The organism is Mesorhizobium sp. B2-3-15, assembly GCF_006442875.1.
In the GTDB taxonomy this organism is placed as follows: domain Bacteria; phylum Pseudomonadota; class Alphaproteobacteria; order Rhizobiales; family Rhizobiaceae; genus Mesorhizobium; species Mesorhizobium australicum.
Genome location: NZ_VFVO01000012.1, coordinates 52,285 through 74,932, shown reverse-complemented (window position 1 = coordinate 74,932; position 22,648 = coordinate 52,285). Strand labels below are relative to the sequence as shown.

Genomic DNA, 22,648 nt, shown 5'->3' with positions numbered 1-22,648 from the left:
ACGCCAGGACCGCCCGGCGACGTCAATTTGGCGCGAGCCGGCGGCCTGTTGTCGTCAGAACTTGACGCTGAGGTTTGCCTTGGCGCCGTTGTCGACGGCGCCACCACCGAACTGCCCGGAATAGGACAGGCCGAGCGTGGCATTGGGCGACATTTTCATGTCGACGCCGGCTTCGATTACCGCCGCGTTCCTGGCGATCGGTATGCCGGCGATGGTGAAGGCGTCGCCGCCGGCGAAGGCGAAACTTGAGGTCGGCGTGACGTCGCCGAAAGCGTGGCGCCAGCCGAGCATGCCGCGCGCGGTGGCATTGACGCCGCCAAGCCCAAAATCGGTCGAGCCGCGCAAGCCGAGCGTGGCGAAGGTGACGTTGCTGCTCGCGCCAGCGCTGGTCAAGGCCGCCGCACCGCCGGTTTCGCTGAAGCCGTCAGTGTGCAGGCTGACATAAGCGAGGTTGGCGAAGGGTTCGAACTTGAAGGCCCCGCTGGTCTCGGCCTTGTAGGCGAGATCGCCGAACATCTGCGCGGTGCCCGCATCGTAGTTGGCCGAGAGCTGATCGGCAAAACCGGTGAAGGCGACGGAGCGCTTGGTCGAGAGGCTGCTCCAGCTGTAGGCCGCACCGGTGCGGAAGGCGATGGCGCCCCAATTGGTGCCGCCATAGAGGCCGAGATGGTAGCTGTCGCTCTTGCCGGAGGAATTGCGATCGTCGGCGTTGAAGGAGGAATGGCTGTAGCCGCCGAGAACACCGACGCGCCAGCCGCCGACCAAAGTGTCGGCGCCGGCCAGCAGGCCGCCGGTCGAGCGGTCGAAGGCGGCGGCGTTGCCGTCGCTGTCGCTACTGCCCGTGGAACCGAACGCCTGGCCCCAGACGGCGAAGCGATCGGTATCGGCGGCGACCATCTCGGGGCCGCCCTCGCCATAGGCCATGACCGGAAGCGCCGCCGCGCCGGCATCGCCGAAGGCGGCAGCGATGCGGCTGTTGGCGGCGTCGCGAACGAAGCGGGAGTCCTCGATCAGCAGGCCCTTGGCCGAGGCATGGATTTCGCCGGAAAGCTGGTCGAAAGCGTCCTGGGCGGCTGCCTCGCTCGACAAGGCAAAGATGGCATCGAAGAGCGGATTGCCGGCGCCAAGGCTTTCGGCGCCGCCGCCGGTGGCGATCTGGTTCGGCGTCAGGCCTACACTGGCAAAGCTTGCCTTGGCCAGGTTGAGATAGACATTGTTCGCGTCATAGGTGAGCGTCGGCGCAATGAAGATCGAGCCGTCTTCGAGACTGGCCTTGTCGAAGGTGCCGGTGACACCGCCCGCCGCCGTGACGATCGTATAGGTCGTGCCGGTCGCATAATCCGGATAGGGTATGACGTCGACCGTGCCGCCGCCAATCGTCACCGTACCGGTGGCGTTGATCCGATCGGATGTGCCGCCGATTTCGACTTCAACTGCGTAAGTCGAACCGGCCAAGAAGGCTGTGTTGCTAACATTGATCGTGCCGATCGAATTGCCCGGTGCAAAGGTGCCGCCCGAAGCAATGGTCACAATGCCTACCGTGCCCGACCCGCCAAGCAGGCCGCCGGTGACATTTATCGCGCCGCCGAGCGAGCCGTTGACATAGAGGCCGCCGCCGAGAACGTTCGTCGTCCCGGTGAAGCCGGAGGAATTACTGGTCAACTTGGTGTTGCCGGCGATCTGGTTGATCGTTCCCAGTCCGCTGATCGCCGAAGCGAAGCCATTGTTCGCGCTGGTATGGTTGAAATTGAGCGTGCCGGTGCCGGAGCCGAACTGCAACGTTGCCGAATCGAGGACGCCGGCGCCCGCCGCCGCGGAGCCCGCCGCGCCGCCGATGTTAAGCGCGCCGACAGAGCCGGCCTGGCTGGCGATCACGGTAGAGCCGTCCACCAGAGCGGTGCCGCCGTTGGAGAGCGTCACCGAAGCAGTGCCGCCGAACCCGATATCCAGGTCGCCGTGCATCTCCCACAGTGAGGCCGGGCCATCAACGGTTGCCTGGCCGGTGGCACCGGCGGCGAACGCCATGTAGGTGCCGCCGCCGGATGCGACGCCGCCATTGGTGACGGCAAGAGTGCCGATTCCCAGACCGCCAAGGTACATGCCGTTCTTGTTGGTCCATTTCGAGCCCACGCCGTCGACGGTAATCGCACCGGTGGCTGTCGCCGCCTGGCCGACAAAGACGGAATCTGCATCCGCTGAACCGCCGCTGGAGATGGAAAGTGCCGCGTGACCGGCGCTTCCCAGGACAAGATTGTCATCGGTGCTCCAGGAGGATCCCGCCCCGTCCACCGTCACGGTGGCGGTTGCGGTTTCAAACACTGCGAGGAGCGCGGCCTGGTTGAGGACATGGCCGCCATCTGCCACCTGGAGCGTGCCGGCGCCCTTGAAACCGAGGAACAGGTCGCCGGAATTCGTCCAGCTCGAACCCGGTCCATCGACCGTGACGGTGCCCATGGACCCGACGTCGTAGCCCGCAGAGCCAGTCTGGTTGCTAACGGCGCCGCCATTGGTGATGTCGAGCGTGCCGGTTCCTGATTGGCCGACAATGAGTTCGCCCGTATTCGCCCAGGTCGAGCCGGCGCCGTCGACGAACGCCATGCCGATGGAGCCCGTCTTCGCGCCGACAGCGGCCCAGGTGTTGCTGACCACGCCGCCGTGAGTGATCCCCAGTGCGCCGTTACCCAAATTGCCCACAATCAGGTTGGAGCTGTTTGTCCAGATCGAGCCGGCGCCATCGACGAACGCGATGCCGGTCGAGCCCGTCTGCGCGCCGATCATACCGATGGTGTTGCTGACCGCGCCGCTATTCGAGACCGTCAGCGTACCCTGGCCCTGGAAGCCGATGAAGAGGTCCGAAGTGTTGGTCCAGGCCGAGCCGACGCCGTCGACCGCCACCAGGCCCTTGGAGCCCGCGGCATAGCCGGCATAGCCCACCGAACTGGTGACCGCGCCGCCATTCGTGACCGTCAGCGCGCCGAAGCCCGCGTTCCCAACCGCAAGGGCCGCGTTCGCCCAGGTCGAGCCAGCACCGTCGACAGTTGCCGTGCCACTGGAGCCCGCCAGGTTGCCCAGGATACCGCTCAGATTGCTGACCTTGCCGCCGTTCGAGATTTTCAGCGCACCGGTGCCCTGATCGCCGACGTATAGGTGGGAGGAGTTTGTCCAGGTCGAACCCGCTCCGTCGACCGTCACCGTGCCGGTGGAGTCTACATGCCAACCGATGGTGCCCATGGCATTGCTGACCACGCCGCCATTGGTGATGTCCAGCGTGCCTGTGCCAAATTCGGCGATATAAAGATCTCCGCTGTTGGTCCATGTCGAGCCCGGGCCGTCCACCGTTACGGTGCCGGTGCCCGGGCCGTAGCCGACATGACCCACTTTGTCGCTCACAGCGCCGCCGCTGGAGATCGTCAAGGTGCCGTTGCTGTTCGTACCCAAGGCAAGGAAAAGGTCCGAACTGTTGCTCCAGACGGAGCCTGCTCCAGTGACGCTCACGGTGCCGCTCGCGTCCGAAGCGTAGCCGAGATAGCCGGCAGTGTCGGAGAGGGTGCCGCCATTGGTGATCGTCAGCGAGCCCGAGTAACTCGAAATGGTGCCGACAAACAGATAATGAGCGGCCGCATTCGCCGCATTGACCACGGTCGGGTGCGGGAACACCGGATCGAGCATAACATCGTCGCTCGATGTCGGAACAGCGGCGGGGTTCCAGTTTCCGGCGGTAAACCAATCCGTGGAGGCGGCGCCGGTCCAGATCTCGGCTGCCGATGCGGGGATCGGCAGGCCAAGGCAGACCAGTGCCGTCGACGCCAGCGCCAGGTTTTTCAATGCGTTGGCCTTATGGCCTCCAAATGCATTCCGCGGCATTCGATCCCCTGACATGACAGTCGTTTCACCCTGAGGCTGACATGTCATTGGAGCCCGGCCTTGTCTTGGGCAGGGCCGCACCGGAATTGGACTGGAGTGAAAAGCAGCGTGTTTTGCGCGCATTGTGGCAGTTCGGCGTCATCGGTGGCGCAAGCCGCTGCGGAACGGCCTCGCACGGGCGGTACCGGACTGCTGGCGAAGGCTGCAAAACTTATCTGGCGCTTGTCGGCGTATAGCCGAAACGGCGACGAAAGCAGCGGTTGAAGTACGATACGTCGCTGAATCCGCTTGTCAGGGCGATGTCACTGACCCGCATGTCGCGGTGTTTGTGCGAGAGCATCCTGTGGGCGCTCTGCAGACGCAGTTCGAGAACGCGTTCGGAGAAGCTCATTCCCGTCTCCTGAAGGAGGTCGTGGACGTAGCGCACCGACAGGCCGAGTTGTAGAGCGACACTTTGGGCGGAGATGCCGGGGTCGATAAAATCCTCGGCGATCCTTGCGAGGACGGCCTCCAGCCTGGCAGCGCGCAGGCCCCGAAGCCCGGCCAGTTCGGCAGCCCGACCTTTTGCGCCGGTCGCCAGGCCGATCAGATCCACGATCGTGTCCGTCGCGTGCGTGATCAGATCCGCGGAGGCAAGCGGGCTGCCGCTTTCAAGAAGCAGGCAATAGCGTTTGAGAAGCTCGAGGGCTTCGCTGTCGGCGCCGATCTTCAGCCCCAGCCTGTCATCGATCTGCGGGAAGGCGCGCAGGAGGATCGCGCGTGGGACCACCACATTCGTCCAGACATTGCTGTCGGCACCGTTCATTTTCAGAGCTTCCGATGCGGTGACAAGCACGGCCTCTCCCCGGCCGACGGCATATTCGCGGCCGGCATGTACCCCTGGCAGCATGGTGTCGGCCTTGTTGATCATCAGCAGATAGCCGTCCTTGTCGTCATTGGCGATGTTGCTCGCTTTGCGTGTGGCATGCTTGACGGGTCCGGACATCTGGCCGAGAACCGCTGAACCGACGGCCGTGGCTTCGATGGCTTCGAAGTGCAGGTTTTCCGGACTGTCGTATTCGGCCGACCGTATTTCCGCGACAGGGATGTCTTGCCACGGGGAAAATCGTTCTCGTTCATCAAGATGCGGTGGCAACCGAGCCGATGAAAGCACCGTCTTTCGCGACAATGGGGAACCTCGACAACTGTCCACGGCTTAAAAAATATCGAACGCGATGCTTTCCATTGCGACAATAACCGGCAACAGTGGCGGCCCGGCGTTCAAGCGACCAAGTTCAACCCATAGTCGAGAGCGGCCGCGACTTGCGTCATCCAAAAGTATGATGTCACAAATTCCTCCGAGGCGAGATCGGGGCGTGCCTGGAGGTGTGATGGAAAGGCTGAGCAGCGAAGTCCTGAGTTCGATTATCGGCGATATCTACGATTGCGTTTTGAACCCGGAAGGCTGGGCCGGAGTCATGACCCGCGTCACGAAAGCTGTCGACGCGGCCTATACCACCATCGCGCTTGCCGGCACCGCCCATAATAGCGGCCGTTTCGCGGCTCAGTCGCCCTGGGATCCCGTACGGATGCGGGCCCTCGAGGAAGACTATGACTTTGATGGAATTCCCGGGCTGAAGGCAGCGGTCGTCGGCGATGTCGACCGGCCCGTTGCGACGCTGTCGCTCATGAGCGAAAGCGAACTCCAACTGACGCCGTTTTTTCAGAACTGGGCCAAACCGCAGGGACTGCGCGAGGCTTGCATCACCAAATTCGTTCATACGCCGGACCGAATCGGGCTTCTGGGCTGCACCACGCGAGCCAGCAGGGGAGGCATCTCGATCGAAGAGCAGCATTTCCTGGCATTGCTCTCGCCGCATCTGCGCCGTGCTTCGCTGATCGGCGATCTGCTCGACCAGGGCCGCATCACCATCGATCTTTATCGTCAGGCGCTCGATCATTTGGCTGTGCCTGTCGTGCTTACCCACGCCAATGGAGCAATCCTCCATGCGAATGCGGCCGCCGAACAGATGTTTTCGGTGCAGGGGCCCATTCTCTCCAGGAACGGCCTGCTCCAGGCACAGAATCGGGTCGTGGCCCGCGCCCTGCTCGACGCGATCGCCAGCACGGCGAGCGCGGATGCCTCGCTTGGCGCGCGCGGCATAGGGCTGCCGGTTTCGGCCCAAGGCCAGCCGCCCGCCGTTGCCTATGTGTTGCCGTTGACTGAAGGAACGGCGCGCGCGGTTTTCCGGCCGGCATGCGCGGCTGTGTTCATATCGACGACGACATCGGCTTCTCCCCTCCCGGAGGCCGTTCTGACCACGCTGTTCGATCTTACGCCCTCGGAGGCGCGGGTGCTGCTGCGGATCGGCAGCGGATTGTCAGCGTCCAAGAGCGCGTTGGCGCTCGGCATTGGCGAAAACACCTTGAAGACCCACCTCAACCGAATCTTTGCCAAAACCGGCACGAGACGCCAAGCCGACCTCGTCAAACTCGTGTCGGACATCGGCATGCCGCTGGCGGCTCATGGGCCCTGAAGCGCGCAGTCTCTACCGCGAGCGGGTCAGCGGCTTTACCGCCAGGGCGGTTCCGGCGCGAAGCGCTTGCCGATCCAGTCGGTGAAGGCGCGGGTCTTGGCGGCTTTTCCCTTGGCCGAGGGCGTGACGACATAGACGGCGCCTTCATCCGCCAAGGTCCACTCCTCCAGCACAGGCACCAGCCGTCCATCGGCAAGCTCGCGCCCGACCAGCCAGTCGGTGCTCATCATCAGGCCGATCCCCTGCACGGCGGCCTCGACCAGCACCTCGGCATCGTCGCTGACCAACGGCCCGGAAACCTCGACGCGCGCGCGCCGGCCCTCGCGGTCGGTCATCTCCCAGGCCGGAAAGGTCTGGAAGCCCGAGAAGCCCAGGCAGGAATGATCGAGCAGCGCCTGCGGCGTCTCCGGCGTGCCCCTGCGGGCGAGATAGGAGGGAGCCGCGCAGAGCAGCCTGCGTCGCGTCGCCACCTTGCGTGCCACCAGGCGCGAATCCTCCAGGCTGCCCAGCCGCACGGCGACGTCGAAATTCTCGGCGACCAGATCGGTGAAGCGGTTGGAGAATTCGGCCTCGATGCGGACATCGGGAAATTCGGCAAGGAATTGAGGCAGCAGCGGCCCGATCCACATGCGCCCGAACGTGCCGGGCAGCGCCAGCCTGAGCACGCCGCGCGGGCGGCCTCCGGCATGCGCGGACGCGACGGCCTCGGCCTCGTCGACGGATGCAAGGATGGCGCGCACGCGCATCAGGAATTCGGCGCCCGCTTCGGTCAGCGAGACGCTGCGCGTCGTGCGCGAGAGCAATCTCACCCCCAGCCGCGTTTCCAGCGATTGCAGGCGCCGCGACAGAATGGTCGCGTCGCGCCCGACCCGCGCCGCCGCTTTGGTGAAGGAGCGCGCCTCGGCGATGGCCGCGAACGCAGCCATCTCGGCAAGGGCAGCGGGTTCGTGAGATTGCTGCATCATTCACAGTTCTCAATTTCGCGAAACGAGGATTATCCAGAGATAACGCAGCAAATAGGTTCACTCAACCACCAATCGTCCACCGGAGTGAAACCATGAAAGCCATCGAACTCAGCCAGCCCAGGCTGGACGCCTTCCGCGCCGCCACCGTTGCAACCCCCGAACCGCAGCGCGGAGAGGTGCTGATCCGCCAGCGTGCGGCGAGCCTCAATTTCGTCGATGTGGCGGTGGCAAGCGGCAATTATCCCGGACCGAGCTTTCCGCTCATCCCCGTAGCCGACGGCGCCGGCGAGATCGTCGCGCTGGGCGAGGACGTTGCGAAATTCGCCATCGGCGATCGCGTCATCGCCCATGCCAAGCCGCGCTGGATCGGTGGGCCGCCGCGGCCTTACGAAATGACGCAGATGCGCGGCATTTCGCTGCCGGGGTCACTGGCCGAATATGTCGCGTTGCCGGCCAATTCGCTGGTGCCGGTGCCGGCTCATCTTTCCTTCGAGGCGGCGTCGACGCTGCCCATCGCCGGCACCACCGCCTGGAACGCCATCCGCGCCGCCGATGTCGGGCCGGGCTCGGTCGTCGTGCTGCTTGGCACTGGCGGCGTCTCCATCTTCACCCTGCAGCTCGCCAAAGCCGCCGGCGCGACCGTCATCATCACCTCGTCGTCGGACGAAAAGCTGGAGCGGGCGAAGGCGCTCGGCGCCGATCATCTCATCAACTACCGCGCGACGCCCGAGTGGGATGGCAAGGTGCTGGAGCTGACCGGCGGCCTCGGCGCCGACCTTGTCGTCGAGACCGGGGGCAGTGCCACCTTCGCCCGCGCCGTCAACGCCACCGCGCCCGGCGGTACGTTGTTCACCATCGGCTTCGTCACCGGTGCCGAAGCCACGATCAATCTGCTGCCGATCATCATCAAGGCGCTGAAGGTGGTCGGCAACAACACCGGATCGGTGTCCGATCTCAGCGACGCCGCCCGCGCCGTCGGCGCGGCCCGGATCGAGCCGGTGGTCGACAAGGTGTTTTCGCCCGACGAAGCGGCCGAAGCCTACGCCCACATGGCCGCCGGCGGCCTGCACTTCGGCAAGCTGGTGTTCGGGCTGGAGTGGTGATCGGCGCAGGCGCTTTTTTTTCAATGTTGAAAATTGGCGGAACCGCCGCGACATCCAATCTCCCCCACGAGGGGGAAGATTGGCAGCCTCACCGTCAGATCAGCTTCTCCAGCGTGATCGGCAGATCCCGCACGCGCTTGCCTGTGGCATGGAACACCGCGTTGGCAATGGCCGGCGCCATGCCGACGATCGCCAGCTCGCCGACGCCCTTGCCGCCGAGCACCGAGGAGTGCGGGTCGGGAATCCCCACCGAGATCACCTCGATGTCGGGGATGTCGGCATTGGTCGGGATGAGATAGTCGGCGAGGTTGTTGTTGACGATGCGGCCGCGGCGGCGATCGACGATGCCTTCTTCGAGCAGCGCCTGGCCGATGCCCATGATGATGCCGCCCTTCCACTGGCTCTCGGCGAGTTTCGGATTGTAGAGGCGGCCCGAATCCAGCGCCGACACGACGCGCGACACACGCACCGTGCCGAAATCCTCGTCGACGCGCACCTCGACGAAATGCGCGCACCAGGAATGGCGCGAATAGTCACCCTCCGTGTGTGGCAGCGCCATGGCGATGGTGGTGTAGTTCTTGTAGCGATCCTCGACGCTCGAATTGGCCGGCATGGTGTCGCCCGTCGCCTCGATGCGGTCGCGGCCGACGCTTTTGAGCAGTTCGGCGATCGAGACGTCGGGGCCGTCGCCCCGCGGCGCGGTGATGCGGCCATTGACGACGACCAGCGTGTTGGCCTGCAGCGCATGGAAGGGCGAGCGCGGATCGCTGATCGCCAGGCCGACCAGCTGGTCGAGTGCCGAGGTCGCGGCCTTGTGGACGGCGCCCGTCATCACGCCGGCCAGCCGCGAGCCGCCGGCGACGCCGGCGCGGGGGAAGCGCGAATCGCCGAGCTTCACCACCACGTCGTCGGCCGCAACGCCGACCGTTTCGGCGGCCGTCTGCGCCAGGATGGTGTAGGTGCCCTGGCCCATGTCGATGGAGGAGCTTTCGACCTCGACCGAGCCGTCGGCCAGGATGCGCACGATCGCCTCGCCATAGGCGCGCCGCACCGGATAGGTGCCGGCGGCCACGCCCCAGCCGACCAGATGGTTGCCGTCGCGCATCGAGCGTGGCTCAGGCGTGCGCCTGGCCCAGCCGAAGCGTTCGGCACCCGCTGCGAAAGCCTCGCGCAGCTGCCTGGTCGACCAGGCTTTGTTCGCATGCGGATCCTGTTCGGCGTAGTTGCGCAGCCGGATTTCCAGCGGATCGATGCCGACCTCGTAGGCGAGCTCGTCGATGGCGCTTTCGATGCCGAAGGCCGACGGGTTTTCACCCGGTGCGCGCATGGCGCCCGGCACCACCGAATTCACCCGCACGACATTCTGTTTCGAGGAGAAGTTCGGCGTCGCGTACATGATCGAGGTGACCGAGCCCAGCGGCTCGACCCACATGCCGTCGATGGAGGTTTCGTTGACGCCGCGATGCACGATCGACTGGATTCTTCCGTCATGGTCGGCGCCGATCGTCACCGTCTGCCGCGTCGCGGCGCGGCCGCCATAGCCGGTGAAGGTCTGCGGCCGCGTCATGACCAGCCGCACCGGTCGGCCGAGCATTTTCGCGGCACTTGCGGCAATCGCGCCATGGCTGAGCGCCAGCGCCTTGGAGCCGAAGCCGCCGCCGACATAGGGCGACACCAGCCGCACATTCTCGAACGGCACGCCGAACCATTCGGCATAGGTGCGCGCCATGCCGTCCAGCCATTGGCTCGGCTCCCACACGGTGAGATGGTCACCCTCCCAGCGAGCGATCAGGCCATGCGGTTCCATCGGCGCCTGGTATTCGCGCGGTGTGTTGTAGGCGGCGCAGATGCGCACCGGGGCGGAGGCGAAGGCGGCGGCCGCGTCGCCCCATTCCTTGGTCATGGCGTCGACCGGGATGCCGTCGCCGGCCTTGCCGTCGCTGAGGTCGACGATGGCCGGCGTCTCATCATAGCTTACCTTGACCATCGCCGCGGCGGCCACGGCCTGCTCGAAGGTCTCGGCGATGACGGCGGCGACGTGCTGGCCCGAGAAGGTGACGTCGTGCGCCAGCGGACAATAGGGTTTGTCCGGCGGTGGCGTGCCGAACCAGTCCGAGGCGGTTTTCAGGCTGATGATCGTGTCTGGTGTCAACACCTTGAGGACGCCCGGCGCGGTCTCGGCCTCCGCCGTCTCGATGGCGCGCACCTTGCCGGATGCGATGGTGCTTTCGACCAGCACGGCATAGGCGAGCCCTTCGAGCTGCTGCTCGACGGCGTATTTCGCCGCACCCGTGATCTTGGCCGGGCCGTCGACGCGCGACAGCCGGCCGCCGACGGCCTCCACCTGCGCGCCGTCGGACGCGTCGCCATGTCTTCCGACGTAAACAGTGCTTGCGATGTGAACGGTCATGCCGCTTCTCCCAATTTGAGGATGGCGCGTGCGACGACGCGCGGCGCGAGTTCGATCTTGTAGCGGTTGGCGCCGTGGTCGACGGCGCCTTCGACGGCGAGCAGGCTGGCCGTGCGAACAGCGTCCGGCTCCAGCACCTTGCCTTTCAGCGCGGCTTCCACGGCTCGCGCCCGCCAGGGTTTGGTCGCGACGCCACCGAGCGCCACGCGCAGGTCGCGGATGGTGCGCCCGTCGGCCTCCAGTTCGAGCCCGACAGCGGCACTGGCCGCGGCGAACTCATAGGACTGCCGGTCGCGGATCTTCAGATGGGTCGAACGGCGGGCGACGGCGGAAGAAGGGATTTCGATGGCGGTGATCATCTCGCCCGGTCCGATCGCGTGTTCCCTGTCGGGCGTCGTGCCTGGCAGCAGGAAAAAGTCCTCCACCGGCACGCGCCGTTCGCCGAGATGGACCGTTGCGTCGAAGGCGGCGAGCGCGGTGGCGAGGTCGCCGGGATACATGGCGATGCAAGCCTCGCTGGTGCCAAGCACGGCATGGCCCCTGGTAACGCCGCCGATCGCCGAACAGCCGCTGCCTGGTTCGCGCTTGTTGCAGGCGGCAAAGTTCGAGGGATCGCGGAAATAGGGGCAGCGCGTGCGCTGCATCAGATTGCCGCCGATCGTCGCCATGTTGCGGATCTGCGCCGAGGCTGCCTGCCAGAGCGCTTCGGAGATGGCGGGGAAGCGGCTCTTGATGTCGTCATGGTCGGCGACATGGCCCATCCTGGCGAGCGCGCCGATGACGGCGCCGCGCTCGTCGATCTCGATCTGGTCGAACCCCTTGAGATGGGTGATATCGACCAGCGTGTCGGGCTCGGCGACACCGCATTTGGCGAGGTCGATCAGCGTGGTGCCGCCGGCCAGAAGCATGGCGCCGGGCAGCGCGGCCGCCTGGCGGGCGGCATCAGCCGAGGTGGCGCGAAAATAGGAAAAATCCCTCATGACGCGGCCTCCAGCGCCGCCTGGCGCACGGCGGCGACAATGTGTGGATAGGCGCCGCAGCGGCAGAGATTGCCGGCCATGTATTCGCGGATTTCCTCGTCCGAGCCGGCATGGCCCTCGCGGATGCAGGCCACCGCCGACATGATCTGGCCTGGCGTGCAGTAGCCGCACTGGAAGGCGTCCTGCTCGAGGAAAGCAGCCTGCACGGGATGCAGTTCGCCCTCCCGTGCAAGCCCCTCTATGGTGGTGATGGCGCGGCCCTCGGCCTGTGCGGCCAGCGTCAGGCAGGCCAGCACGCGCTCGCCGTCGACATGGACGGTGCAGGCGCCGCACTGGCCGTGGTCGCAGCCCTTCTTGGTGCCGGTCAGGCCGAGCCTGTCACGCAAGGCGTCGAGCAGCGTGACACGCGGCTCGAGTTCCAGCGTGTGATGCTGGCCGTTGATATCGAGATGGACGGGAATCGTGGTCTTGCTCGTCATGGGCGTCTGGCTCCAGTTGCTTGACGCTGGGGGAATGAATTGAAACTGGGCAGGGCGCTCCAACCGACCGCTTGCCTGCCCTAGAGCCGGATGATTTCAGGTCCGTTCGACCTGAAATCTGAATCCGCCTCTAAATCAAAGAGATAGAGCATGATGTCGTCCGAAAACCGGTTCCCACTTTTCGGCATCATGCTCTGGCGCAGGCCTGTCGTTTCGGGCGGACCGCTCGTCACCCCAGCAGGTCCTCTATCCGGATCGGAAAGCGCCGTGGGCGCACGCCGGTCGCGTGCCAGACCGCATTGGCGATGGCGCCGGCAGTGCCGGTGATGCCGATTTCGCCAACGCCCTTGATGCCGAGGGCGTTCACGTGAGGGTCGTCCTCGTGAACCAGCAGCGCCTCGACCGAGGGCACGTCGGCATTCACCGGGACATGATAGTCCGCCAGGTTGGCATTCTGGATGCGGCCGGAACGCCGGTCGGTGACGGCTTCCTCATGCAGCGCGAAGGAAACGCCCCAGATCATCCCGCCATAATACTGGCTGCGCACCAGCCGCGGATTGATGACCCGTCCGGCGGCGAATGCGCCGACCAGCCGGGTGACGCGGATCTGGCCGAGATCCGGGTCGACCTTCACCTCGGCGAAGACGGCCCCATGCGCGTGCTTGGCGTAAGTCTCCTGGGAGGCCGGGTCCGGAGCGCCTTTGCCCCGGCCCTCGATTTCGGTCAGGCCCGCGCGGACGAGGATCTCGGCATAGCTTTCGCCGCGGCTTTCGTCATCGCGCCGGTAAAGGCGTCCGCCGCGTGCAACAACGCCTTCATTGCCGGCGCCGAACAGCGGCGAGGCTTCGTCGCCGGTGGCGAGATCGGCAAGGTTGGCGATGACGGCCGCACCCGCATTGTGGATGGCCATGCCGGCCGTCGCCGTGTGACCCGAACCGCCGGCGATACCCGCATTGGGCAGGTCGGAACTGCCGGCCCTGAACTCGACCTGGTCGATGTCGAGCCCCAGCCCGTCTGCTGCGATCTGGGCAAAAGCCGTCCAGGCGCCTTGGCCCATGTCCTGGGCGCCGGTCTCCATCAATCCGGTGCCGTCGGCCCTCAGCACCGCGCGTGCCTCCGCCTGGAACATGAGTGCAGGGAACGTCGCCGTGCCCATGCCCCAGCCGGTGAGGAAACCGTCGGCGTCGCGCATCCGCCGCGGCTGCAGCGGGCGACCCGCCCAGCCGAACGCCTCGGCGGCCTGTTCGTAACATTCGCGCAGCGCCTTGGAGGAGAACGGCTTGCCGGTCATCGGTTCGACCTCGGCGTAATTCCTGAGCCGGAATTCCAGCGGGTCCATGCCGCAGGCATGGGCCGCCTCGTCGATGGCGCTCTCAAGCGCGATCGATCCGGTGGCCTCGCCTGGCGCCCGCATGAACAGCGGCGTGCCGGTGTCGAGCCGCACGGCATCGTGCGAGGTGGCGATGGCCGGACTGGCATAGAGCGTGTGCGAGGCGTCCGCCGCCGGTTCGAAGAAATCGTCGAACGTGCTCGACGTGGTCCTGGCGTGATGGGAGATCGCGGTCAGCAGCCCTTCGCCATCCATGCCCATGCGCAATGTCTGGCGGGTCGGGGCGCGGTGACCGACCGGGCCGTACATCTGCTCGCGCCGGAGCACCAGCTTGACCGGGCGGCCGACGAGACGCGCCGCCAGGATGCCGAGCACTTGCGGTCCGGAAATCATGCCCTTGGAGCCGAAGCCGCCGCCCAGGAAAGGGCTGCGGATATGGACGTTTTGCGGCGCGATGCCGAACAGGCCGGCGATGCGGCCCTGCGCCATGGCCAGGCCCTGGCTCGGCGTGTCGATCGACAGCCGGTCGCCATCCCAGGCAGCGACGATCGCGTGGGGCTCCATGGCGTTGTGGTACTGGGCCGGCGTCTCGTAGGTCGCCTCGATCCGCGTCCTTGCCGATTTGAGGCCGGCCTCGACGTCGCCCTTCTCCTGCACCGCCGGGTTGCCGACGCCGACGCCGCGCGGCACGAAGCTTTTGGCGCCGTCCAGACCAACGCGCGCCGGCAACTCCTCATAGCGCGGCGACAACAGCGCCGCGCCTTCGGTCGCCGCTTCCAGCGTCCGCGCGATCACCACGGCAATGCTCTGGTTGGGGTAGCGAACCCCATCGTTCTGCAGCAGGTCGAGCCGGAACATGAAGGGATGGTCCTTGGCATCCGGATCGACGGCGAGCGCCGGCCGGTTCAGTGGCGTCATCACCTCGACCACGCCGGCATGCGCCTTGGCCGCCTCGACATCCAGCGAGACAACCCGGCCGCGCGCTATACTGGAGACGGCAAGCACGGCATAGAGCATGCCGGGCGGATTGTTGTCGGCGGCAAAGCGCGCGGTCCCGGTGACTTTCAAAAATCCGTCGCGACGGGTCAGCGGCTGGCCGATGCTGGAGCCCTGGCGCGTATGGGCAGGCTGTTGGTTGAGGCCGAGTTCAAGCGTCATGACGCACTCCGGGGAGGGAGGAAAAAGGGGAAGCAGGCAAAGCGGGCATCAGAGCGGGCGTTCCCGCCTGTGCGGACATCAGCGCCCTGACGACAATGCGGCGGGCAAGCTCGATCTTGAACGCATTGTCGCCGGAGGGGCTGGCGTCGACCAGAGCCGCATCTGCGGCCCGAACGAAGCTCGCTTCATTGGCATCGGCGCCGAGCAGCACCGCTTCCGCCGAGCGCGCCCGCCATGGCTTGGCCGCGACACCGCCGAGCGCCAGCCGCGCGGCGCTGATCTTGCCGTCGGCGACGGTCAGGGCCGCGGCAGCCGAAACGACGGCGAAGGCGTAGGAGGTGCGTTCGCGCAGTTTCAGGTAGCGGGCGTGGGCAGCGAAGGACGCCGCTTCCGCTGGCAGGCGCACCGCAACGATCAGGTCGCCCGGCTGCAGCACGGTTTCCCGCTGCGGCGTGTCGCCCGGAAGCCGGTGGAATTCCTCCAAGCTCACGTGGCGCCGGCCTCCCTTGCCCTCGATCTCGACGACGGCGTCCAGCGCCACCAGCGGCACACAGAAATCGGAGGGATGGGTGGCGATGCAGGCATCGCTCCAGCCAAGCACCGCATGCAGGCGGTTCTCGCCGCCAAGCGCCGAGCAGCCGGAACCGGGTTCGCGCCTGTTGCAGGCGCTGGCGGTGTCGTAGAAGTAACTGCACCGCGTGCGCTGCAACAGATTGCCGCCGACAGTGGCGGCGTTGCGAAGCTGCGCAGAGGCGCCCGAAAGCAGCGCTTCGGCCACCGCCGGATAGGCTCTGGCGAAGGCCGGATCATGTGCGAGATCGGCATTGCGGACCAGCGCGCCGATGCGCAGGCCGCCATCATCGAGCGTTTCGATGCGATTGAGTTCCGGCAGGCGGGTAATGTCGACGATCCGTTCGGGGCTGGTGATGCCGCCCTTCATCAGATCGAGCAGATTGGTGCCGCCGGCGAGATAGGCCGAACCCGGTTCGGCCGCCGCCGCTATGGCGTCGGAGACGGTGGCCGGCCTGATGAAATCGAAGTCTCTCATGCCGCGGTCCTCCTGCGTGCCTCGGTGGTGGCGGTGTCGGCCATGTTTTTCTGGGCTTCCATGTTTTTTTGGGCTTCCAGGACGGCCTCGACGATGCCGCCATAGGCCGCGCAGCGGCAGATGTTGCCGCTCAGCCCCTCGCGGATGCGCTCGGGATCATCGCCAGCCTGTCCTTCGGCGATCAGGCCGAGCGTGCTCATGATCTGCCCGGGCGTGCAGAAACCGCACTGGAAACCGTCATGGGCGATGAAGGCGGCCTGCACAGGGTGCAGTTCGTCACCGTGAGCGATACCTTCGATGGTCAGCACTTCGGCGCCGTCATGGCTGACCGCCAGCGCCAGGCAGGAGTTTATGCGCTTGCCGTCGACCAGCACCGTGCAGGCGCCACACTGGCCGCGGTCGCAGCCCTTCTTCGTGCCGGTGAACTCAAGCCGCTCGCGCAGCAGGTCAAGCAAGGTGACGCGTGGGTCGACCTCCAGTTCGTGTCGATGTCCGTTGACGGTAAGCGAGATGGGAAGGCTGGTCATGGGCGTCTGGCTCCAGTTGCTTGACGCTGAGGGGAATGAAGTGGGGTAGGGGCGGGGAAGGGCAAGGTCAGGCGACGGCCAATCTCCTGCGGGTTGGGAAAGTGGCGGGTTGCGGCTTCGGAAGACGTGACATACCGGTTCCCCTGATTATATGATGTAGGTTCTCCACTAAAAGCGGAGGTGCCTCCGTTTATTTACGTGGGGGCTGGCCAGGCGTGGTTCAAGCCCCCATATCCCTGGTGGAGAAAAAAATTGGCTTTTGAGCCCGTCACAACCGCTGACCAAAAAACCGCCGCCGCCGACAAGCCGTTGCGTGCCGATGCACGGCGCAATCGCGACCGGCTGGTCGAGGTGGCGGCTGCGGTCTTTGCCGAGCGCGGCATCGACGGCTCGCTGGAGGAGATCGCTCGGCGCGCCGGCGTCGGCATCGGCACGCTCTACCGGCATTTTCCGACACGCGAGCACTTGGTCGAGGTGGTCTACCGCCGCGAAGCGGAGGGGTTGTGCGCGGCGGCCGGCGAGCTCGCTGCAAGATATCCCTCCGATGTGGCGCTGGAAGAATGGATGCGCCGCTTCGTCGACTACATCGCCACCAAGCGCGGCCTGGCGACCAGCCTGCGCATCCTGTTCACCACCAATTCGACGCTGTTTTCCGACACGTCGGGACGGGTGTCGCAGGCGCTGCGGCAACTGGTCGAGGCGGCGGTGGCCGACGGCACCATCCGCGGCGATGTCGATGCCTCCGACGTGCTGCATGCGCTCGGCGGCATCTACTCGGCGCCCGACACGCCCGAATGGCGCGACCGCTCGCGCCGCCTGGTCAAGCTCCTGATGGACGGGTTGCGGTTCGGGGCGAGGAAGGCTGGATGAGAGGGCGAACGCCGCTTGCCCCGGCATGAGGCGAGCGATGACAAGCGCTGATCGTGCGATCGTGTTTGGGGGCGGCTGAATTTGGCTCCGGCATGGCAGCTCGGCGACTGCTCCGGGTCCAGGAACAGGATCAGTCGGCCCGCCGTCGATCGGCCACCAGACTTCCTGCCGTCGCCGGCTGCTCGAGCCGGCGAACCGCGCTCGGAAACTCCTTGAAGATCAACGATCGCAGCCAGCGATGCACGGGATCGGCATCCATGCGGGGGTGCCATGCCTGGGTGATGGTGAAGCCTGGGATTGCCACCGGCAGATCAAACATCTGGGTACGGCCTGTCGCACCCAGATGGTACGAGCGCGGCACCAGTCCAACGAGATCGGATGCGGCTGCGACCGCGACGACCGCCGGATAGCTCGGCACCACCAGATCGACATTTCGCGAAAGGCCGAGTTCGGCGAGTGCTTCATCGATCGGTTCGATGAAATGGCCTCGCCGGGATGAGACCACGTGCCGGCACGCGGCGTAACGCTCAGCCGCTATTTCGGTCTCCAGAAGCGGATGCCCGGTTCTCGCCACGCCGACAAAACGGTCCTCGAACAACGCCTGACCGCGCAATTCGGCACCATCACCCGAAAGCACGCCAATATCGAGGTCGATCGTGGCTTCTCTCAGCAGTTCGATGCGCTTGTCCGGTCGGGGCGCGAAGCGCAGCCTTATGCCGGGCGCGGCACTGGTGACAAGGGCATGGAGGCGCGCGGCGTAGAGCAGCACGAAGGCTTCATTGGCCCGGATGGTGAAATCGCGCCGCACCTGGCTGATGTCGATCTCCGGCGAGGGACTGAGCACGGCCCGGACTGCCAACGTCAGCGTGTGCACCTGTTCGGCAATCGCTTCGGCATGAGGCGTCGCCACCATGGCGCGTCCCGCCGAGACCAGGATGGGATCGCCCAGCGCCAGCCGCAATCTCGACAGTGTGCGGCTCATCGCGGACGTGCTGAGGCCAAGTTTCTTGGCGGCGCCCGAGACGCTGCGCTCCCGCAGCAAGGCGTCAAGCGCCACCAGAAGGTTCAGGTCGAGATCGAGCATGAGAGAGCCTAACGAGGTGAGGCGTTTGACGCAACGGTCAATTTACTCCGTTGCGTCTGGTGCAATTATGGGGTGAGCGGTATCGATGCGGCGACAACCAACGAAGCGGAGCCTCCGATGTCCATAGCCGCAACGATCAATCCCGCCCATGACGGCCTGCCGTCGCCACGCCGCTACCTGGCCATCGGTGTCCTGCTGATGACGCTGGTGCTCGTCGTGCTGGACGGCGCCATCGCCAATGTCGCGCTGCCATCCATCGCGGCGTCGCTCAATGCCAATGCCAGCAGCACCGTGTGGGTGGTGTCGAGCTACCAGCTTGCGGTGCTTGTGGCTCTTTTGCCTTGCGGCGCGCTGGGCGAGATCCACGGCCCCCGGCGTGTCTTTCTTCTGGGTGTCGCGCTGTTCACGGTGGCTTCGGCGGCCTGTGCCTTCGCCGGCAGCCTGCCTGTTCTTGTGGCTGCCCGGTCCATCCAGGGGCTGGGGGCGGGCGCCATCATGGCGACCGGGCCGATGAACCTGCGCGTTTCGGTGCCGCAGCGGCTGCTGGGAACCGTCATCGGCTTCAACGCGATGACGATTGCGATTTCCGCGGCCGCCGGCCCTGGTGTCGCCGGCGCGATCCTCTCCGTTTCCAGCTGGCCGTGGCTGTTCGCCGTCAACATCCCGATCGGCATCATCGTCCTGTTGTCTGGCGGGTTGCTTGCGCATCTGGATGGCGTGAAGCGTCACCTCAACCTCGTGGCATTGCTGGCCAACACACTGATGTTCATCCTGTTCTTCACGGGCGCCGACCGCATCGCCGGTGCGCCGGTCAGCGGGTCGATCCTGATCGGCTGTTCCGTCCTGTGCCTCGTCATCTTGTTGTCTCTCGAACGCAGGAGTGCCGCACCGATCGTGCCGACCGACCTCTTGGCCGATCCAGCCTTCCGGGTAGCCGTCATCGCTTCGATCTCGTGCTTCACCGGGCAGATGCTCAGCTACGTGGCGCTGCCATTCTACCTGCAGCACACCTTGCACATGAGCCCGGTCCAGGCGGGCCTCTACATGATGCCATGGCCCATCGCAACGATCATCATCGCGCCGATTTCGGGGCGGCTGGCCGATCGTTTCAAGACAGCGTGGCTGTGCGCCGCCGGCGGCGGGTTGCTGGCGATCGGCCTTCTGATCGCGGGCCTGGCACCGCCCGGTCCAAGGGCGATTGCCTTCCTGGTCGGAACCGTCGTCGCGGGCACGGGTTTTGGTCTTTTCCAGACGCCGAACAACCGCATCCTGCTTCTCTCCGCACCCAAGGCGCGCAGCGGTGCGGCGGGAGCCATGCAGGGCACGGCACGGCTGTTGGGACAAACGCTTGGCGCCATTTCGATGTCGATCATTTTCGCGACCGTGCCGCTGACAGGCGCACCCAGCCTCGCGCTGGTCCTGGCCGGCATCTGCGCGGCCATCGCCTGCCTGGTCAGCCTGAGCCGCGCTCGCTACGAGACGGTGGCATGAGACCAGCTGGCGCTCGACACGCTGTCCTCGATGCGCGCGCAAGGCATCGACATTCCGATACCACGGTCGATCTCGGCCTGCGGTCGGCAAGCGAGATCGCCAAGGGCGTTCCGCTCAAGGCTATCGGCTCGTGGCGTCCCGATGACAAGGGCGTCGCCGAGGCGCTTGCCATGATGAAGGCGCTTATTGGCGAACCCACGCCGGCGTCGATCGGAGTCCAGCCCTTGCCGACGGTGCAGTCCGGTGCTGCTGGAATCCTTCAAGACGGTCTTCCACAACCACTCGCCGGGCGGAACTGGCGGACGCCTGCAACTCGCCAAGCCGAAGTGCAATTTAAATTGGGGGAACGATCACGGGCGCGGGCGAGATCCCGTGCCCATGGCGGCGTCCTGCGCACACCGCGGCGACGGCTCTTCGCCCTGTGCAAACGATATGATAGGCGTCAGGCTACCGGTGGTCCGATTGCCGCCCGTTCGTGATTGAGGGGCATTTCAATGTATGTAGGCCGTTCCTACAAGGTGGTCGATTTCGCACTGTGGTCACGGCGCAGCGTCCTCTACATGGTGGTGGTGAGTGGGCTGGCCGTGGCGGCCTACCGCTTTCCGGGCATTGCCGGGTTCTCCGTGCCATGGTCGGTGGTGCTGGTGCTCGGCACGACGGTGTCGTTGGTCGCCGGCTTCAAGAACTCGCAGGTGTTCACCCGCAGCAGTGAGGCGCTGCAGGCCTTCACGCAGATCACGGCCAGCAGCCGCGTATGGTCGAATTTCTGTCGGGATTTCCTCGATGCGCCGACGGCCAGGCAGCTCATCTACCGCCATATCGCCTGGATGACGGCGCTGCGATACGCGCTGCGGCGGCCGATGCCGTGGGAATCCATGGGGAAGGCCGCCAATATCGAATACCGACGGCGTTACCACATTCAGGAGGACAAGGGTTCGATCGCCGACGAATTACGCCCGCTGCTGGGCGACCAGACCGCGGATGTCCTGAAATCGCCTCGTCCGGCGATAGCCCTGCTCGAATTGCAGTCCGTCCAGGTCAACGCACTGTTCAAGGACGCCAAGGTCCCGCCGCAGATCCATGGCGAACTGACGAAGCTGATCCGCGACTTCCACGACCAGCAGGCGCGCTGCGACCGCATCAAGAACAATCCCTATCCCCGGCAATACGCCATCGTCAGTTCCATGTTTGTCATGATCTTCTGCACGCTGCTGCCGTTCGGCGTGGTTCCGGTGTTCGCCGACATGGGCAAGCTGGGGGGAATGCTCGGCTCGATCGGCATCTGGCTGACGATCCCGTTCAGCACGCTGCTGGGCTGGGCCTACATGTCCCTCGATCAGGTCGGCGAGAGCAGCGCCAACCCTTTCGAGGGCAACGCCAACGACGTGCCGATCTCGCAAATCTGCCGCGACATCGAGATCGAGATGCGCGCCGGGCTCGGCGAGAGCGATCTTCCCAAGCCATTGCTGCCGGTCAATGACATCGCGACGTGAGGTCGGGCGCCGGAGTCGGGCAGAGCCATGCCTTCTCCGCGCCTAGCGGCGGGACATCACCCTCAGCCACGGCGCCAGATGGAAAGCGCTCATCAGCAGATACATGGCCGGCATGCCGGTCAGGATCGAGCCGGCCAGCGGCGAGGCGCCCATGCACAGCATGGTCCCGTCGCCGCCGTGAAGACGGGAAAGCAGCGCCATCACCGCAAAGGTCGGCGCCGCGGCGAGGCATAGCCAGTCGGCTATGCCATGGGGGACGACATTTTCGGGGGTCACGCTGCCGATGCCGGAAGGGATATCGCTCATGATCTTATTCCCTTGATGGTTGCGGCCCGTCATGACCTGGGGTCCTCGGCCCTGCCGGAGGCGGGAAGAGGAACCCAGGCTGGACGGACTTGCGCCAGCTTACTGGTTGCCCTTGTCGCGGAACGCGGCCTCGCCGGCAGCTGACACTTCGGCCCATTTCTTGTCGGCTCCGGCATCGTAATTGTCGTGCCAGTTCCACCAGCTGTAGAGTGGCGTCTGCGGGTAGCCTTCGGGCGAGTCTTCCCACACCTCCTGGCGGCCGAGCGGCGTGATGTCGAGATAGCTCCAGACGGTGCCCAAAGCCTCGTCGCCGCGGTTGTTGATGAAATAGGTGCGGAAGATGCGGTTCCCGTCATGGATGAACACGTTGTGGCCGTGCCATTCGTCGACGCCGAAGTCCTTGTCGAAGCTATCGGTGATCGTATACCAGGGCATCTCCCAACCCATCCGTGTCTTCAGCCGCTCGATGTCTTCCTGCGGGGCGCGAGAGGCGTAGGCAAGGGTGGTGTCGCGGGCGTTGAGATGGGCGAGGTGGCCGACCTGGTCGGCGCCGAGCGAGCAGCCGCGGCAGGCATGATCGGGCCAGCCATAGACGCCGGGCTCGAAGAAGGCGCGGTAGACGATGAGCTGGCGGCGGCCTTCGAACAGGTCGAGCAGGCTCACCTTGCCGTCAGGGCCCTCGAAGACATAGGCCTTGTCCACTTCCGTCCACGGCATGCGCCGGCGTTCGGCCGACAGCGCGTCCCTGGCGCGCATCGTCGCCTTCTCCTTCACCAGCATCTTTTCGTGCGCGGCGTTCCAATCCTGCTGTGAGACGATCGGTGGAGTGTTCATGGTCATGGTCATTGGTCTTCTCCTTTGCCAGTCGTGGCGTCGTTGCGATGTGGTGTTGCCTGGGCGTGTGGGGGAGCCGCAGGCGCGGCGAAATCCGAAAGATCCGGCCCGGCGCAGCAGGGGTGGCGTGCGGCGTGCTTGGCCGTATCATTGGCCGCGTCGAGGTCGAGGTCGGTGGAGGCAGGCATTT

18 protein-coding genes are annotated in these 22,648 nt (G+C 65.6%); 5 read left to right on the top strand and 13 right to left on the bottom strand.

The window, feature by feature from the left end; translation table 11 throughout:
• Positions 1-54: 54 nt before the first annotated feature.
• Positions 55-3,864: an autotransporter domain-containing protein gene (locus FJ954_RS23135; protein ID WP_140663375.1), complete on the bottom strand. Its 3,810-nt coding sequence runs from the start codon at positions 3,862-3,864 to the stop codon at positions 55-57.
• A 211-nt stretch (positions 3,865-4,075) separates the two neighbouring features.
• On the bottom strand, positions 4,076-4,774 hold the full coding sequence (locus FJ954_RS23130) for an AraC family transcriptional regulator (RefSeq protein WP_246681129.1): 699 nt from the start codon (positions 4,772-4,774) through the stop codon (positions 4,076-4,078).
• A 460-nt stretch (positions 4,775-5,234) separates the two neighbouring features.
• Between FJ954_RS23130 and FJ954_RS23125 the strand changes: the two genes are divergently transcribed.
• Complete coding sequence (locus FJ954_RS23125) at positions 5,235-6,380, top strand: PAS domain-containing protein (protein ID WP_015316938.1); 1,146 nt, start codon at positions 5,235-5,237, stop codon at positions 6,378-6,380.
• 35 nt (positions 6,381-6,415) lie between these two features.
• Here the strand turns inward: FJ954_RS23125 and FJ954_RS23120 are convergent, their stop codons facing one another.
• Positions 6,416-7,342: a LysR family transcriptional regulator gene (locus FJ954_RS23120; protein WP_140663610.1), complete on the bottom strand. Its 927-nt coding sequence runs from the start codon at positions 7,340-7,342 to the stop codon at positions 6,416-6,418.
• Between the two features lie 95 nt (positions 7,343-7,437).
• Between FJ954_RS23120 and FJ954_RS23115 the strand changes: the two genes are divergently transcribed.
• A complete protein-coding gene (locus FJ954_RS23115; protein WP_140663371.1) occupies positions 7,438-8,448 on the top strand; it encodes an NAD(P)-dependent alcohol dehydrogenase in 1,011 nt (336 codons plus the stop codon).
• 94 nt (positions 8,449-8,542) lie between these two features.
• On the opposite strand, the gene FJ954_RS23110 is transcribed toward FJ954_RS23115, so the two are convergent.
• The 6 genes from FJ954_RS23110 to FJ954_RS23085 form a co-directional block, all read right to left on the bottom strand.
• Positions 8,543-10,858 (bottom strand): xanthine dehydrogenase family protein molybdopterin-binding subunit, encoded by a 2,316-nt coding sequence (locus FJ954_RS23110; protein ID WP_140663369.1) that lies wholly within the window; start codon positions 10,856-10,858, stop codon positions 8,543-8,545.
• Positions 10,855-11,838, bottom strand: a complete 984-nt coding sequence (locus FJ954_RS23105) for a xanthine dehydrogenase family protein subunit M (protein ID WP_140663367.1) — start codon at positions 11,836-11,838, stop codon at positions 10,855-10,857. Before FJ954_RS23105 ends, FJ954_RS23110 begins: the two co-directional genes overlap by 4 nt.
• Positions 11,835-12,317, bottom strand: coding sequence for a (2Fe-2S)-binding protein (locus FJ954_RS23100; protein ID WP_015316943.1), 483 nt, complete (start codon positions 12,315-12,317; stop codon positions 11,835-11,837). Before FJ954_RS23100 ends, FJ954_RS23105 begins: the two co-directional genes overlap by 4 nt.
• Before the next feature lie 229 nt (positions 12,318-12,546).
• Positions 12,547-14,805: a xanthine dehydrogenase family protein molybdopterin-binding subunit gene (locus FJ954_RS23095; RefSeq protein WP_140663365.1), complete on the bottom strand. Its 2,259-nt coding sequence runs from the start codon at positions 14,803-14,805 to the stop codon at positions 12,547-12,549.
• The gene (locus FJ954_RS23090) at positions 14,795-15,853 is read right to left on the bottom strand and encodes a xanthine dehydrogenase family protein subunit M (RefSeq protein ID WP_140663363.1); all 1,059 of its coding nucleotides are present in this window, start codon (positions 15,851-15,853) and stop codon (positions 14,795-14,797) included. The genes FJ954_RS23095 and FJ954_RS23090 overlap by 11 nt, the downstream gene beginning before the upstream one ends.
• Complete coding sequence (locus tag FJ954_RS23085; RefSeq protein WP_140663361.1) at positions 15,850-16,380, bottom strand: (2Fe-2S)-binding protein; 531 nt, start codon at positions 16,378-16,380, stop codon at positions 15,850-15,852. The genes FJ954_RS23090 and FJ954_RS23085 overlap by 4 nt, the downstream gene beginning before the upstream one ends.
• 252 nt (positions 16,381-16,632) lie before the next feature.
• On the opposite strand from FJ954_RS23085, the gene FJ954_RS23080 reads away from it, so the two are divergent.
• Entirely contained in the window at positions 16,633-17,250 is a 618-nt protein-coding gene (locus tag FJ954_RS23080; RefSeq protein ID WP_140663359.1) for a TetR/AcrR family transcriptional regulator, read from the top strand.
• Positions 17,251-17,380: 130 nt separating this feature from the next.
• Here FJ954_RS23080 and FJ954_RS23075 read toward each other — a convergent pair whose 3' ends face one another.
• On the bottom strand, positions 17,381-18,334 hold the full coding sequence (locus FJ954_RS23075) for a LysR family transcriptional regulator (protein ID WP_140663357.1): 954 nt from the start codon (positions 18,332-18,334) through the stop codon (positions 17,381-17,383).
• Positions 18,335-18,451: 117 nt separating this feature from the next.
• Here FJ954_RS23075 and FJ954_RS23070 point away from each other — a divergent pair, with 117 nt between their 5' ends.
• The gene (locus tag FJ954_RS23070) at positions 18,452-19,825 is read left to right on the top strand and encodes an MFS transporter (protein ID WP_181177901.1); all 1,374 of its coding nucleotides are present in this window, start codon (positions 18,452-18,454) and stop codon (positions 19,823-19,825) included.
• Positions 19,826-20,319: 494 nt separating this feature from the next.
• Entirely contained in the window at positions 20,320-21,318 is a 999-nt protein-coding gene (locus tag FJ954_RS23060) for a bestrophin family ion channel (RefSeq protein ID WP_140663355.1), read from the top strand.
• Positions 21,319-21,360: 42 nt separating this feature from the next.
• Here the strand turns inward: FJ954_RS23060 and FJ954_RS23055 are convergent, their stop codons facing one another.
• From FJ954_RS23055 to FJ954_RS23045, 3 genes are all read right to left on the bottom strand, one after another.
• Positions 21,361-21,624, bottom strand: a complete 264-nt coding sequence (locus tag FJ954_RS23055; protein WP_140663353.1) for a hypothetical protein — start codon at positions 21,622-21,624, stop codon at positions 21,361-21,363.
• Between the two features lie 99 nt (positions 21,625-21,723).
• Positions 21,724-22,470, bottom strand: coding sequence for a thioredoxin family protein (locus FJ954_RS23050; protein ID WP_140663351.1), 747 nt, complete (start codon positions 22,468-22,470; stop codon positions 21,724-21,726).
• Positions 22,467-22,646 (bottom strand): hypothetical protein, encoded by a 180-nt coding sequence (locus tag FJ954_RS23045; RefSeq protein ID WP_015316954.1) that lies wholly within the window; start codon positions 22,644-22,646, stop codon positions 22,467-22,469. Before FJ954_RS23045 ends, FJ954_RS23050 begins: the two co-directional genes overlap by 4 nt.
• Positions 22,647-22,648 lie beyond the last annotated feature (2 nt).